This is a genomic window from Pseudomonas rhizoryzae (genome assembly GCF_005250615.1).
Lineage (GTDB): Bacteria > Pseudomonadota > Gammaproteobacteria > Pseudomonadales > Pseudomonadaceae > Chryseomonas > Chryseomonas rhizoryzae.
Genome location: NZ_SULM01000007.1, coordinates 290,359 through 303,603 on the forward strand (window position 1 = coordinate 290,359; position 13,245 = coordinate 303,603).

Annotated in this window: 11 protein-coding genes; 4 read left to right on the top strand and 7 right to left on the bottom strand. The window is 68.3% G+C overall.

The genetic code is table 11. The features are described from left to right. Positions 1-43: 43 nt before the first annotated feature. Complete coding sequence (locus tag FAZ11_RS13640; protein ID WP_058772340.1) at positions 44-847, top strand: AraC family transcriptional regulator; 804 nt, start codon at positions 44-46, stop codon at positions 845-847. Positions 848-857: 10 nt separating this feature from the next. Here the strand turns inward: FAZ11_RS13640 and FAZ11_RS13645 are convergent, their stop codons facing one another. The 7 genes from FAZ11_RS13645 to FAZ11_RS13675 form a co-directional block, all read right to left on the bottom strand. Then, positions 858-1,757: a peptidoglycan DD-metalloendopeptidase family protein gene (locus FAZ11_RS13645; RefSeq protein ID WP_058760437.1), complete on the bottom strand. Its 900-nt coding sequence runs from the start codon at positions 1,755-1,757 to the stop codon at positions 858-860. 72 nt (positions 1,758-1,829) lie between these two features. Further along, complete coding sequence (locus FAZ11_RS13650; RefSeq protein WP_058760438.1) at positions 1,830-2,753, bottom strand: response regulator; 924 nt, start codon at positions 2,751-2,753, stop codon at positions 1,830-1,832. Positions 2,754-2,825: 72 nt separating this feature from the next. Then, positions 2,826-3,551: a phosphate signaling complex protein PhoU gene (gene phoU / locus FAZ11_RS13655; protein WP_058760439.1), complete on the bottom strand. Its 726-nt coding sequence runs from the start codon at positions 3,549-3,551 to the stop codon at positions 2,826-2,828. A 58-nt stretch (positions 3,552-3,609) separates the two neighbouring features. Then, positions 3,610-4,437 carry a phosphate ABC transporter ATP-binding protein PstB gene (pstB, locus tag FAZ11_RS13660; RefSeq protein WP_099049430.1) on the bottom strand — a complete coding sequence of 276 codons (828 nt, stop codon included), beginning with the start codon at positions 4,435-4,437 and terminating at the stop codon, positions 3,610-3,612. Between the two features lie 15 nt (positions 4,438-4,452). Beyond that, a complete protein-coding gene (gene pstA / locus FAZ11_RS13665) occupies positions 4,453-6,165 on the bottom strand; it encodes a phosphate ABC transporter permease PstA (protein WP_058772341.1) in 1,713 nt (570 codons plus the stop codon). Beyond that, a complete protein-coding gene (locus tag FAZ11_RS13670) occupies positions 6,152-8,437 on the bottom strand; it encodes an ABC transporter permease subunit (protein ID WP_058772342.1) in 2,286 nt (761 codons plus the stop codon). Before FAZ11_RS13670 ends, pstA begins: the two co-directional genes overlap by 14 nt. A gap of 94 nt (positions 8,438-8,531) precedes the next feature. Further along, positions 8,532-9,503 (bottom strand): phosphate ABC transporter substrate-binding protein PstS family protein, encoded by a 972-nt coding sequence (locus FAZ11_RS13675; protein WP_058772343.1) that lies wholly within the window; start codon positions 9,501-9,503, stop codon positions 8,532-8,534. 267 nt (positions 9,504-9,770) lie between these two features. On the opposite strand from FAZ11_RS13675, the gene FAZ11_RS13680 reads away from it, so the two are divergent. The 3 genes from FAZ11_RS13680 (at position 9,771) to FAZ11_RS13690 (ending at position 13,228) form a co-directional block, all read left to right on the top strand. Further along, positions 9,771-11,069: an MFS transporter gene (locus tag FAZ11_RS13680; protein ID WP_137279292.1), complete on the top strand. Its 1,299-nt coding sequence runs from the start codon at positions 9,771-9,773 to the stop codon at positions 11,067-11,069. A gap of 11 nt (positions 11,070-11,080) precedes the next feature. Then, on the top strand, positions 11,081-12,262 hold the full coding sequence (locus FAZ11_RS13685) for a M20 aminoacylase family protein (RefSeq protein ID WP_193557154.1): 1,182 nt from the start codon (positions 11,081-11,083) through the stop codon (positions 12,260-12,262). A gap of 99 nt (positions 12,263-12,361) precedes the next feature. Beyond that, a complete protein-coding gene (locus tag FAZ11_RS13690) occupies positions 12,362-13,228 on the top strand; it encodes an SMP-30/gluconolactonase/LRE family protein (protein ID WP_058772345.1) in 867 nt (288 codons plus the stop codon). Positions 13,229-13,245 lie beyond the last annotated feature (17 nt).

Below are 13,245 nucleotides of genomic sequence, written 5' to 3' on the forward strand. Positions count from 1 at the left end.
GCCCTTGCGCCTCGTCGATGCCCAACCGAAACGGACAGCCGTTATGCAGGAACAGACAATCGACCGGTACCGCAACCCGGTAGCGGGTCCGCCCGCCGCGTCAGCGTCCACCCCGCTGGTGTCCGCGCTCAATACCTTCGCCCATGGCCAGGTCTGGCCGCCGCATGCCCACGCTCAGGCGCACCTGATGTACACCGTCAACGGCGTGCTGGAGGTCATCACCCAGGAAGGCGCCTGGTTCGTCCCGCCCAAGCAGGCGATCTGGATTCCGCCGGGGGTCGAGCATCAGGGGCGCGCCAACGGTGAAGCCACCTTGCAGGTGGTGATGATCGAACTGCCACGCGGCCTGCCGTCACCGCAGTCGGCCACCCGCATGGTGCTCATCTCGCCGCTGCTGCGTGAATTGCTGCGCTGCCTGCGCCGGGGCAACCATGCCTATGGCGAGGCGGAGCTGGGCAGCCATGTCCGCGCCCTGATGCTCGCGGAGCTGGTCTTCCACGAGGAGAGCGCGCTGCACCTGCCGGCGCTGGCCGACCGTCGACTGCGCACCATCCAGACCAGCTTGCATGCCGATCCCGCCGACGACACGGCCCTGGCGACCTGGGCGCAGCAATTGCACCTCTGCTCGCGCAGCCTGGCCCGGCTGTTTCTCAAGGAAACCGGCACCAGCTTCTCCACCTGGCGCCAGCACACCCGGCTGATGCTGGCGCTGCCACGCCTGGCCGCCGGCGAGCCGGTGATGCGGGTGGCCCTGGATCTGGGCTACGCCTCGCCCTCGGCCTTCACCCGGATGTTCCGCCGGGTGCTGGGGGTGTCACCCAGCGAGTACCTCGACGCCCAGGGCTGAGGCCAGGCGCTCAGGGTCCGCCGACGGCGAAGTTGGGCAGGCTGTCCACCGCCTGGGCGAAGCGGAAGGGAATGGATTCGACGGCCTCGCCGGTATTGCGCTGGACCACGAAGTGCAGGTGCGGACCGGTGCTGCGTCCGGTGTTGCCCGAGGCGGCCAGGGCCTGGCCGGTACGGACCCACTGGCCTTCGCTGACCTTGATCGAGCCGCGTTGCAGGTGCAGGTAGACGCTCATGGTGCCGTCGTCGTGGAGGATGCGCACGAAGTTGCCGGAGGGGTGATTGCCGCGCCCATCCTGGTCGTTTTCCACCTCCACCACCTGGCCGCTGCGGGAGACCACGATGGGCGTGCCCTCGGGCATGGCGATGTCCACCGCGTAGCGGCTCTTGGGCGTGTTGTGGCTGAAGCCGCCGTTCGCGCCCTGGCTGACGCTGAAGGGCCCGCCCAGCCAGGGCAGCGGATAGGCGAAACCGGACGCGAAGACCGGCGTGGCACTGCCCATCAGGGTGGTGAGCTGGGGCGTATAGCGCTGCGGCTGGCTCGGATCGGGCGCGATCAGGGTGGCCAGGCGCGTCAGGCTGCGCGCCGGTAGCACCTTGCGGATGGGCGCAGCGCCCACGCCGCTGACGTTCTGCAAGGCGGAGAGCCGCAGGGTGACGGTCACCGGCAGGAAGCTGTCGTTGCGTACCTCCAGCACCGTGCCGCCGGCATAGTGCCGCGGCTGCAGCTTGACCCGCTGGTCCAGCCGCTCGATGGGATCGTCGCTGAAGGTCATCACCTTGGCGCCCTTGCGCGCCTTGTCGGTGTAGGTGACCACGCCATTGGCATCGACGTACTTGTAGATGGGCGCCGCCCCGACGGGACCCGCCAGGGCGAGCGAAAGGACCAGCAGGTGACGAGCGAAGGGCATGGGCAGGGCGTCAGAAATCCGCGGTGGGGCGGATCCAAGCAGGCGGCGTGCCAGTCCCCTCATGGCCGTGCCCTAGGCGCCTGGCACGTAGTGCCGCTGGGCGGTGCCCTTGGCGATCAGCCGCGACAGGTAGTCGAGCTTGGCCGGGTCGCGGTCGATGAAGCGGAAATTGACCTGCAGCCATTCGCTCGCCGGGGTGGGCTCCACCGCCGTGAGCGAATGCAGATAGCCATTGAGACGGGCCACCTCGCTGCCCGCCTCGCCCTGCTCCAGATCGAGCACGGCGGTTTCCAGCACCTGGGGCAAGGGATCGCCCCGGCGCACCACCAGCAGCGCTTCCTTGATGCTGATGGCCTTGATCAGGCAGGCCATGCTGGCCTCGGGCAGGCGCAGCTGGCCCTGGCCGAAGTTGGCGGCGGACTTGCCCCGCGCCGTGGTGGGCGGTGGCGCCGAGCCGGTCAGCAGCGCGGCACTGGAGGCGGCCGCGGGTGCCGGAGCCGCCGCTGGCGTCGGCTGGACCACGTCGCTGCGGTTACCGGTGAGGGCGCCGAGGGAATCGTTGGCGAAGCCGGTCGCCGGACGCGGCTGGGCGTTGGCCTGCAATTCGGCCAGTTTGCCGGTGCGTTGCAGGGCCTTCTTCACCTTGGCGGCGAGCTGCTCGTTGGAGAACGGCTTGCCCATGTAGTCGGACACCCCGGCCTGGATGGCCTGGACGACGTTTTCCTTGTCGCCCCGGCTGGTGACCATGATGAAGGGCACGCCCTGGTGGTCTGGCTGGGAGCGAAACCAGCTCAGCAATTCCAGACCGGTCATGCCGGGCATTTCCCAGTCGCAGAGGACGAGGTCGAAGCGCTGCTTGCCGAGCAACGTCTGGGCGCGCCGGCCATCGGCCGCCTCGTCCACCGTCAGCCCGGGAAACAGGTTGCGCAGGCCCTTCTTGATCAAATCGCGGATGAAGGGCGCATCGTCCACTACCAGTACGTTCAGCTTGCTCATCGGTCACTCCATGCCAAGTCTTGCAGCATAGCAGGAGGCCCCGGGACACCACCCGGGGAGTGACCGGATGGATCATTCGCGCGACCGATTGACCTCTTCGGCCATGCGCTTCAGGCCCAGATGGCGGACATCGGTGCCCTGGACCAGGTAGATGACCAGCTCGGCGATGTTGCGCGCGTGGTCGCCGACCCGCTCCAGGGAGCGCAGCACCCAGATGATGCTCAGCACCCGGGAGATGGAGCGCGGGTCTTCCATCATGTAGGTGGCCAGCTCGCGCAGGGCGGACTTGTACTCGCGATCGATCAGCTTGTCGTACTGGGCCACCGACAGGGCCAGCTCGGCATCGAAGCGGGCGAAGGCATCCAGCGCCTGGTGCACCATCTTGCGCACCTGCTCGCCGATGTGGCGCACCTCGACGTAGCCGCGCGGGGCCTCGCCGTCCTCGGTCAGCTCGATGGCGCGGCGGGCGATCTTGGAGGCTTCGTCGCCGATGCGCTCGAGGTCGATCACCGACTTGGAGATGCTGATGATCAGGCGCAGGTCGGAGGCCGCCGGCTGGCGGCGGGCGAGGATGCGCAGGCATTCCTCGTCGATGCCGCGCTCCATGACGTCGATCTGGTCGTCGATGGCGCGTACCTGGCGGGCCAGGCCGGCATCGGCGTCGATCACCGCGCGCACGGCGTCGCTGACCTGCTTTTCCACCAGACCGCCCATGGCCAGCAGGTGACTGCGGACCTCCTCCAGTTCGACGTTGTATTGCTGGGAGATGTGCTGCGTGTGACCGTCTTTGTTGATCATGCTGTCAGTCCTGCCTGAGAGGATCGAGTCGCCGGGTGGGGCACCGGCCTGCCTGGAGCTAGCCGTAACGGCCGGTGATGTAGTCTTCGGTCTGCCGCTTCGCCGGGTTGGTGAAGAGGGTATCGGTATCGCCATGCTCGACGAGTTGGCCCAGGTACATGAAGGCGGTGTAGTCGGAGACCCGCGCCGCCTGCTGCATGTTGTGGGTGACGATAACGATGGTGTAGCGCTGTTTCAGTTCGTGGATCAGCTCTTCCACCTTGAGGGTGGAGATGGGGTCCAGCGCCGAGCAGGGTTCATCGAGCAAGAGCACATCGGGCTGCACGGCGATGGTGCGGGCGATCACCAGGCGCTGCTGCTGGCCGCCCGACAGGCCCAGGGCCGATTCGTGCAGGCGGTCCTTGACCTCGTCCCACAGCGCCGCGGCCTGCAGTGCCCATTCCACCGCCTCGTCGAGCACCCGCTTCTGCTTGATGCCCTGGATGCGCAGGCCGTAGACCACGTTTTCGTAGATGCTCTTGGGAAAGGGATTGGGCTTCTGGAACACCATGCCCACCCGCCGGCGCAATTCGGCGATCTCGGTGCCACGGGCGTAGATGTTCTGGCCGTCGAGCAGGATCTCGCCGTCGATGCGGCAGTCTTCCACCAGGTCGTTCAGGCGGTTGAAGCAGCGCAGCAGGGTCGACTTGCCGCAGCCGCTGGGACCGATGAAGGCGGTGACGCGCTGGCGCGGGATTTCCAGGGCGATGTCCTGCAACACCTGCTTCTTGCCGTAGAACAGATTGAGCCGCGGCACCGACAACGCCACGCCACCTTCGCTCGCCGCAGGGGGGGCGCTGGCCGCATAGGCGGCGGCGGTTCTGAAGATGGAGGAATCGGAAGGCATGGGTTCTCCTCGGCGCTAGTCTTCCAGCAGCCGGTACTTTTCGCGCAGCCGGTTACGCAGGAACACGGCGGACAGGTTCAGCCCGGCGATCACCAGCACCAGCAGCAGCGCGGTGGCGTAGACCAGCGGGCGGGCGGCTTCCACGTTGGGACTCTGGAAGCCGACGTCGTAGATGTGGAAGCCCAGGTGCATGATCTTCTGGTCCAGATGCAGATAGGGATAGTTGCCATCCAGCGGCAGCGCCGGCGCCAGCTTGACCACCCCAACCAGCATCAACGGCGCCACCTCGCCCGCGGCGCGGGCCACGGCGAGGATCAGCCCGGTCATCATCGCCGGGCTGGCCAGCGGCAGCACCACCTTCCACAGGGTCTCGGCCTGGGTCGCGCCCAATGCCAGGGAGCCTTCGCGGATGCTGCGGGGAATCCGCGCCAGGCCCTCTTCGGTGGCGACGATCACCACCGGCATGGCGAGGATCGCCAGGGTCAGCGAGGCCCACAGCAGGCCCGGAGTGCCGAAGGTGGGCGTAGGCAGGCTGGCGCGGAAGAACAGCTGGTCCAGGGAGCCGCCCAGCACATAGACGAAGAAACCGAGGCCGAAGACGCCGTAGACGATGGCCGGCACCCCGGCGAGGTTGTTGACCGCGATGCGGATGATGCGGGTCAACAGGCCTTGCCGGGCATATTCGCGCAGGTAGATGGCGGCGATGACGCCGAAGGGGGTGACGATCACCGCCATCAGCAAGGTCATCATCACGGTGCCGAAGATGGCCGGGAACACGCCGCCCTCGGTGTTGGCCTCGCGCGGATCGGCGCTGAGGAATTCCCACAGCTTGGTGCCGTAGAAACCGAGCTTGGCGCCCAGGCCCATGGCATTGGGCTGGTAGGCGCGCACGATGCGATCCAGGTTCAGCTCCAGGGTGCGACCCTCGACGTCGCGCACCACCACGCTGTCGCGGCGCCACTCCTGGCGCAGGCTGGCGAGTTGGGCTTCCAGCTCGCCGTAGCGCGCGTCCAGCTCGGCGCGACGGCTGGCGAGATCGGCCTGGGCAGCGGCATCGAGGCGGCCGTCCAGTTGCAGGGCGCGGCCCTCCAGACGCAGGCGCTCCAAGGCATGGTTGACGCTGCCGATGTCCTGCTTTTCCAGCCGTTCCAGGCGCTCGCTCAGCACCTGGGTGCGTTGCAGCCGACGCTGGAGTTCGGGCAGGGCCGCAGCGCCCTTGGCGATCTGCCGTCCGTCTTCGCGCAGCTCCACGACATAGCCGTAGAAGTTGCCCCAGCCACGGCGCTCCAGCACCAGCACCTCGGCCGGGGTACGGCGATCCTGCAGCCAGTTGCCGATCAACCAGACGAAGTCGCTGCCATACAGGTCGCGGTTGCCCACCTTGAACAGTTCGCGGGTCAGGGTCTCGCCAGCGTTCGTCGGCAGCGGCAGCCCGGCGCTGCGCAGCCGTTCCACGGGTACCGTTTCCGTTTGCACCACCTCACCCAGCACCAGCCGCGCCGGCAGGCCCGGCGGGGCATAGCGCGCCTGCACCACCTCGGCCGGCCAGAAGTGCGCCAGGCCGCGCACGGCGATGATGCCGATCAGCCCCAGGGTCATGAGCACGGCGAGGGTCACGGCGCCGGCGCTGAGCCAGATGCCGGGCGCGCCGCCCTGCAGCCAACGGCCCAGGGAGCGCCGCGGGGCGGCAGCCTGCCCTTGCGGCGCCCGCGCCTCAGAGCGCTGCATACTTTTTCCTCAGCCGCTGGCGGATCAACTCGGCCAGGGTATTCATCAGGAAGGTGAAGCTGAGCAGCACCAGGGCGGCCAGGAACAGCAGCCGGTAATGGGTGCCGCCCACCTCGGACTCGGGCATCTCCACGGCGATGTTGGCCGCCAGGGTGCGCATGCCTTCGAACAGATTGGCGTCCATGATCGGGGTGTTGCCGGTGGCCATGAGCACGATCATGGTTTCGCCCACGGCACGCCCCAGGCCGATCATCAGCGCCGAGAAGATGCCGGGGCTGGCGGTGAGCAGCACCACCCGCGTCAGCGTCTGCCAGGGCGTGGCGCCGAGCGCCAGCGAACCCAGGGTCAGGCTGCGCGGCACGCTGTAGAGGGCGTCCTCGGCGATGGAGAAGATGTTGGGGATGACGGCGAAGCCCATGGCCATGCCGACGATCAGGGCATTGCGCTGGTCGTAGGCGATACCCAGTTCCTGGTTCAGCCAGAGCCGCAGGTCGCCGGCGAACAGCAGGCTCTCCAGCCAGGGGCTAAAGGTAAGGGCCAGGGCGCTGGTCAGCAGGATCACTGGCAGCAGGAGCAGGCTTTCCCAGCCCTCCGGCACCCGCTCGCGCCACGCCAGGGGCAGGCGCGACCAGCCGAAACCGGCCGCTAGGATGGCCAGCGGCAAGAGCAGCAACAGGCTGAACAGACCTGGCAGGTGATTTTCCACGAAGGGCGCGAGGAACAACCCGGCGAAGAAGCCGAGGATCACCGTGGGCAGCGCCTCCATCAGCTCGATCACCGGCTTGACCGTGCGTCTCATGCGCGGCGCCATGAAGTAGGCGGTATAGATGGCCGCGGCCACGGCCAGGGGCGCGGCGAACAGCATGGAGTAGAAGGCTGCCTTGAGGGTGCCGAAGGTCAGCGGGGCCAGGCTCAGCTTGGGTTCGAAATCGGTGGTCGTCGCGCTGGATTGCCAGACCCGCGCCGGCGCCTCGTAATTTTCGTACCAGACCTTGTCCCACAGCGCCGACCAGGAAATCTCCGGGTGCGGATTGGTCAGGATGAAACCCTGCAGCTGCCCGCCCTGCTCCAGCAGCAGGCGATCGGCCCGCGGCGACAGGGCCAGTAGGCTGGCGGTGGGGGCGATCCGTTCGCGCAACAGGGTGCGCCCCGCGGTGCTGTGGAAGACGCCGAGCCAACCTTGGCTGTCCAGCGCCAGGAAGCCCTTGCGGCGCTGCTCGGGGACGATCTGCACGATGGGCGCGGTGCCGAGCTGGAAGCTGCGGATGTGTCGCAACACGGGCTCGCCGTCCTGGCCGCGGACCAGGAACCACTGGGCGATGCCGCCCTTGGCGGTGCCCACCAGCAGGGAGACGCCGCCGAGCAACTGGGCGCTGGCGGTGACCTCGTCGTCGGCCGCGTCGAGCAACTTGTAGTGACCGTTGAGGCTGCCATCGTGCAGGTTGAAGACATCCGCCTGGGCACGGCCATTGAGGACGTAGAGCCACTGGCCACGGGGATCGAGGTAGAGCGCCTTGGCCGCGGCGTTGAGCGGCGCGAGCGCGGTGACGATGCGCACCTTGGAAGCCGCGTCACCGCCCAGTGGCGCGGTGGGACGCGCCAGGCGCAGGGCCGTCACCCGCTTGCCATGGGCGCCCGCCAGCACCAGCAGGTCATCGGTGCCGGCGATGGCTACCTGGTCCAGGGCGGTCGCGGGGGCGCCCAGGTCGAGGGGTTCGCGCCCATAGGGAAAATCGAGTTCGGGCGTGATCACCCGGCTGCCCTGGGGATAGCTGGACACATAACGCTTGTGCACCACCAGCACCCGGCCATCGGACAGGCCCAGGGCGATCAGGCCGCGCGGAGCGTCCTGGGCCTGGCTGGTGATCGATACCCCAGGCGGCAAGGGCAGTTGCTCACGCAGCACGGGTTGGCCGTCGGCCAGGGTGAAGAAGGTCGCCTGGCCGCTGTCGGCCAGGTGCAGGGCGATGCGATTCTGCTCGTCGAGCCCCAGCAGCAGCGGCGCTCCGGCGCCGGCCAGCCAATCCGGCTGCGGCAGCGGCTGGGCCTGCAGGCTGGCGCCACGGAACAGGGGCGCTACCACGTAGGCCAGATAGAAGAAGATCAAGGTGATGGTGGCCAGCACGGCGAGCCCGCCCACCAGCACGGCGCCGCGCAAGAGCCGATCCTGCAGGGCCCGCCACCGGCGCCGCCGGCGCAATGCGGGCGTGTTGAAGTCCAGCCGGGCGGGGCCGCGAGGGTCGGGCATGGACGGGGGTACCGGGGATTTCATGGCGCAGAGCCTAATCACGTCTTATGACAGAAAGGTTACAGCGAATGGACAGCCGCGCGCGCCACGCCCGGAACGGGCGACGGACACGCGCCGATCAGTAGCCGAGGCTCTTGAGCGCCTGCTGCACCACTGGCGCCGGCAGGGGCAGGTAGCCGTCCTTGACCACGGCTTCCTGGCCGGTGCGGGACAGGATCAACCGCAGGAACTCACCTTCCAGCGGATTGAGCGGACGATTGGGTGCCTTGTTCACATAGACATAGAGATAGCGCGCCAGGGGATAGCGCCCGGACAGGGTGTTCTCCTGGTTGTCGTCGACATAGTCGGTGGTGCCCGGCTTGGCCAGGGCCACGGTATGGACGCTGGCGGTCTGGTAGCCGATGCCGGAATAGCCGATGCCGCCCAGCGACTGGCTGATGGCCTGGACCACCGAGGCCGAGCCGGGCTGCTCGTTGACGTTGGCGCGGAAATCGCCGCGGCACAGCGCCGCTTCCTTGAAGTAGCCGTAGGTACCCGACACCGAATTGCGGCCGAACAGTTGGATCGGCCGCTTGGCCCAGTCGCCGGTCAGCCCCAGGTCGCCCCAGGTCTTGAGTTCATGCGGACCGCCGCAGAGGCGGGTGCTGGAGAAGAGCGCATCGACCTGCTCCAGGGTGAGCCGCTGGATGGGGTTGTCCTTGTTCACGAAGATCGCCAGGGCATCGATGGCCACCGGCACCGCCACGGGGCGATAGCCGAAGCGCTGCTCGAAGGCCTGCACCTCGGCATCCTTCATCTTGCGGCTCATGGGACCGATGCTGGCGGTGCCCTCGGTGAGCGCGGGCGGTGCCGTGGACGAGCCGGCTGCCTGGATCTGGATGTTGATATTGGGGTATTCGCGCTTGAAGCTCTCGGCCCACAGGGTGACCAGGTTGGCCAGGGTGTCGGACCCCACGCTCGACAGGTTGCCAGAGATCCCGCTCACCTTCTGGTAGACGGGAATGGCCGGGTCGACGTCCGCCGCGCGAGCGGTCGTGCCCCCCAGTGCCAGGACGAGCGCCACCGCGGTCAGCGGGCCTTTGAGATGCATGCCGGATTCCTCGCGGGATGGAAAAGACGGGCCTGGGCCGGCGACGCGCAGGCGCGAGCTGGCACTCTAGGCGGGCATTGTGACGGATTTATGAAGGCTCGCCAGCCGCGGGAAGGCGTTCAGTCAGGCGGCAGACAGCAGCGCCGTGCACTAGGCTGGCGCAAGGACCCTCCGCTCGTTACCTCCCAACGCCTCTGGCACAGGGGCTGGCCGAGCCGGACCACTACTTGCATAGCTAAGCATTCACCTGAACCAGAGGAACGCATCATGGCCCAGGCCCTTCCGACGTCCTCCGTCCCGACGACTGCCCAATCCGTCGCCGGCCCCTCACGCGCCAAGCTGATCGCCGCGGCCAGCCTCGGCAACGGCCTGGAGATGTTCGACTTCACCGTGTTCAGCTTTTTCGCCGCCATCATCGGCCAGCTCTACTTCCCCTCGGATACGCCCTACGGCTCCCTGCTGATGGCGGTCGGGGTGTTTGGCGTCGGCTTCGTCATGCGCCCGCTGGGCAGCATGGTGCTGGGCGCCTATGCCGACCGTCACGGCCGCAAGCAGGCGATGCTGCTGACCATCTCGTTGATGGGCCTGGGTAGCGCCCTGATCGCCTTCACCCCGACCCACGCCCAGATCGGTCTCGCCGCGCCGCTGATCCTGCTGCTGGGTCGCCTGCTGCAGGGCTTTTCGGCGGGCGGCGAGATCGGCGCCGCCACCACCCTGCTGCTGGAATCGGCCAGCCCCGGCCGGCGCGGCTTCCATGTCAGCTGGCAGGTGATCAGCCAGGGCGGCAGTGCCCTGCTCGGCGCCGGTCTGGGCGCCCTGCTCACCCGCAGCCTGTCCGAGGCGGACCTGCACGCCTGGGGCTGGCGCATTCCCTTCCTGGTCGGGCTGCTGATCATCCCGGTCGGCCTCTATATCCGCCGCCAGGTGGACGAGACCTGGAGCGGCGCCGGCGCGACCGAGGGCGGCCCGGTGCGCGCCTTCCTGCGCGAACACCCGCGGCGCTTCGGCCTGGGCCTGTTGATCGTGATGTCGGCCACCCTGCTGACCTACCTGATGCAGTTCTACATGCCCACCTACATGACCCGCATCGTCGGCCTGCCGGCCACCAGCGCCTATCTCGCCGGGGTGGCCTCCAGCGCGGTGCAGATGGCCGCTGCCCTGGCCGCCGGGCTGCTGCTGGATCGCTATGGGCGCTACAAGCCGGTGGCCCTGGTCAGCCTGGCGGTGGCCGTGCTGGGCATCTATCCGGCCTTCGTCTGGCTGAACGACCCCACCACCCAGGGCCTGGCCTTCGCCGCCCGCTTCGTGGTGATCACCGCCATGAGCGTCAACATGACCGCTGGTCTGCTGCTGATCCTCGCCGGGCTACCGCGCCCGGTGCGCGCCACCGGCCTGGCCATGACCTATGCCCTGGCGGTGACGCTGTTCGGCGGCACCGCCCAGTTCATCGCCACCTGGCTGATCCAGGCCAGCGGCAATCCACTCGCCCCGGCCTGGTACCTGATCGCCATGCTGCTGATAGGATGGCTGGCACTGCTGAGCTATCCCGAACGTCACCTGGATTGAGAGAGATCGCCATGAGCTTTGCCACCGCTGCGGATCAAGACGCCACCGCCCGTCATATCGCCGGCTACCTGCCGGAGATGGTCGCCCTGCGCCGCGACATCCATCGCCATCCCGAGCTGGGTTACCAGGAACAGCGCACCAGCGACCTGGTGGCCGCCGCCCTCGCGGGCTGGGGCTACGAGGTCCACCGTGGCCTGGGCGGTACCGGGGTGGTCGGTACCCTGCGCGCCGGCAGCGGCAGCAAGGTGCTGGGCATCCGCGCCGACATGGACGCCCTGCCGATCCTGGAGACCACCGGCCTCGACTATGCCAGCCAGCATCCGGGGCGCATGCACGCCTGCGGTCACGACGGCCACACCACCACCCTGCTCACCGCCGCCCGCTGCCTGGCCGAGACCCGCGCCTTCGACGGCACCCTGCACCTGATCTTCCAGCCGGCCGAGGAAGGCCTGGGCGGCGCCCTGAAGATGATGCAGGACGGCCTCTTCGAGCTGTTCCCCTGCGACCAGGTGTTCGGTCTGCACAACATGCCCGGCGTACCCACCGGCAAGTTCTGCTTCGTCGACGGCGCCGCCATGGCCTCGTCCGACACCGCCCTCCTGCGCATCCGCGGCCAGGGCGGTCATGGCGCGGTGCCGGACAAGGCGGTCGATCCCATCGTCGCCAGCGCCGCCACCGTGCTGGCGCTGCAGACCGTGGTCTCGCGCAACGTGGCGCCGCTGGACACCGCGGTGGTCACCGTGGGCAGCATCCACGGCGGCGAGGCCTCCAACGTCATCCCCGATGCGGTGGAGATGAAACTCACCATCCGCGCCTTCCAGGACAGCACCCGTGACCTGCTGGAGCAGCGCATCAGTGCCCTGGTACGTGCCCAGGCGGAAAGCTTCGGCGCCACCGCCGAGCTGGACTACCAGCGTGGCTATCCGGTGCTGGTCAACCACGACGGCCCCACCGCCTTCGCCCGCCAGGTGGCCATCGACCACTTCGGCGCCGACGCCCTGCATCCCTTCGCCCCCATCCCGGCCAGCGAGGACTTCGCCTACATGCTGCAACAGGTACCGGGCTGCTACCTCTTCGTCGGCAACGGCCCCAGCGCCAACCTGCACAACCCGGCCTATGACTTCAACGACGCCCTGCTGCCGGTCGGTGCGCGTTACTGGGTCAAGCTGACCGAGGCCTTCCTCGCCGCCTGAGGCGCCTGCTGTTCCCCGCCGGCCGCCCGGGCCGGCGACGGAATCTTCACGTACCGGCCGCTAAGCTGAGGAGTCTTTCCACCGCTTAGCGAGGTCGCCATGCGACGTTTTTCACGCCGGGATTGGGGCAAGGGTCTGGCGCTGGGCGTCGCCGTGGTGGCGCTCGGCTTCGCCTATCCGGCCTGGCGGCATTTTCATCCGGTCAGCGCCGCCGCGGGCTGGGGCTACCGCGAATTCGCCACGGACATCCCCATGGTCAGTGCCCTGGCCCTGGCGGCCGATGGCAGCCTGTTCGTCACCGAGGAATTCTCCAATCGCCGGGGCAGCTTGCTGCGCCTGCTACCCAGCGGTGAGCGCCAGCCGGTGCTGGGCGAACTGTCCAAGCCCGATGGCCTGGTGCTGTTCCAGGGTGGCCTGGTGGTCAGCCAGGAAGGTGGCCCCCTGCCGGTGTTCCTGTTGCGCGACGGCCACCCCGAGCCGCTGTTCGACGGCACTGACGTCGAGGGTGTCGCCACCGACGGCCAGACCCTCTATGCCATCGAGGACCTGCCCCACGGCCGCCTGCTCAGCTATCAGCCGGAGCGCCGGGAACTCAAGGTGCTGCGCGAGGGACTGGAGGAAGGCGAAGGGGTGGCGCGCTGCCCCGATGGTCGGCTGTTCTATACCGAGAAGGCCAAGGGCTGGGTCAAGCAATGGCAGCCGCAGGGCGCGGACACCCTGGTCGCCACGGGACTCAACGCCCCCGGCTTCGTGCAGTGCTCGGCCGATGGCCTGTGGATCACCGAGGACGCCACCCACGGCGCCCGCGTCCTGCTGCTGCGACCCGACGGCAGCCTGGTCACGGTGCTGTCGCACCTGCGCTCGGCGCAGACCCTGATCGCCCGGGGTGAGGGCCACTATCTGGTCGCCGAACAGGGGCGCCAGCGGATTCTCGAGCTGTATAGGGAAACGGGGGCCAGTCGCTAACGCGATCAGCCCCAGGG

Coding starts and splice junctions, on each gene's coding strand:
- FAZ11_RS13645 (WP_058760437.1), bottom strand. CDS start 1,757: ATGCCCTTCGCTCGTCACCTGCTGGTCCTTTCGCTCGCCCTGGCGGGT.
- FAZ11_RS13690 (WP_058772345.1), top strand. CDS start 12,362: ATGCGACGTTTTTCACGCCGGGATTGGGGCAAGGGTCTGGCGCTGGGC.
- FAZ11_RS13680 (WP_137279292.1), top strand. CDS start 9,771: ATGGCCCAGGCCCTTCCGACGTCCTCCGTCCCGACGACTGCCCAATCC.
- pstA (WP_058772341.1), bottom strand. CDS start 6,165: ATGCAGCGCTCTGAGGCGCGGGCGCCGCAAGGGCAGGCTGCCGCCCCG.
- FAZ11_RS13650 (WP_058760438.1), bottom strand. CDS start 2,753: ATGAGCAAGCTGAACGTACTGGTAGTGGACGATGCGCCCTTCATCCGC.
- pstB (WP_099049430.1), bottom strand. CDS start 4,437: ATGCCTTCCGATTCCTCCATCTTCAGAACCGCCGCCGCCTATGCGGCC.
- FAZ11_RS13685 (WP_193557154.1), top strand. CDS start 11,081: ATGAGCTTTGCCACCGCTGCGGATCAAGACGCCACCGCCCGTCATATC.
- FAZ11_RS13640 (WP_058772340.1), top strand. CDS start 44: ATGCAGGAACAGACAATCGACCGGTACCGCAACCCGGTAGCGGGTCCG.
- phoU (WP_058760439.1), bottom strand. CDS start 3,551: ATGATCAACAAAGACGGTCACACGCAGCACATCTCCCAGCAATACAAC.
- FAZ11_RS13675 (WP_058772343.1), bottom strand. CDS start 9,503: ATGCATCTCAAAGGCCCGCTGACCGCGGTGGCGCTCGTCCTGGCACTG.
- FAZ11_RS13670 (WP_058772342.1), bottom strand. CDS start 8,437: ATGAAATCCCCGGTACCCCCGTCCATGCCCGACCCTCGCGGCCCCGCC.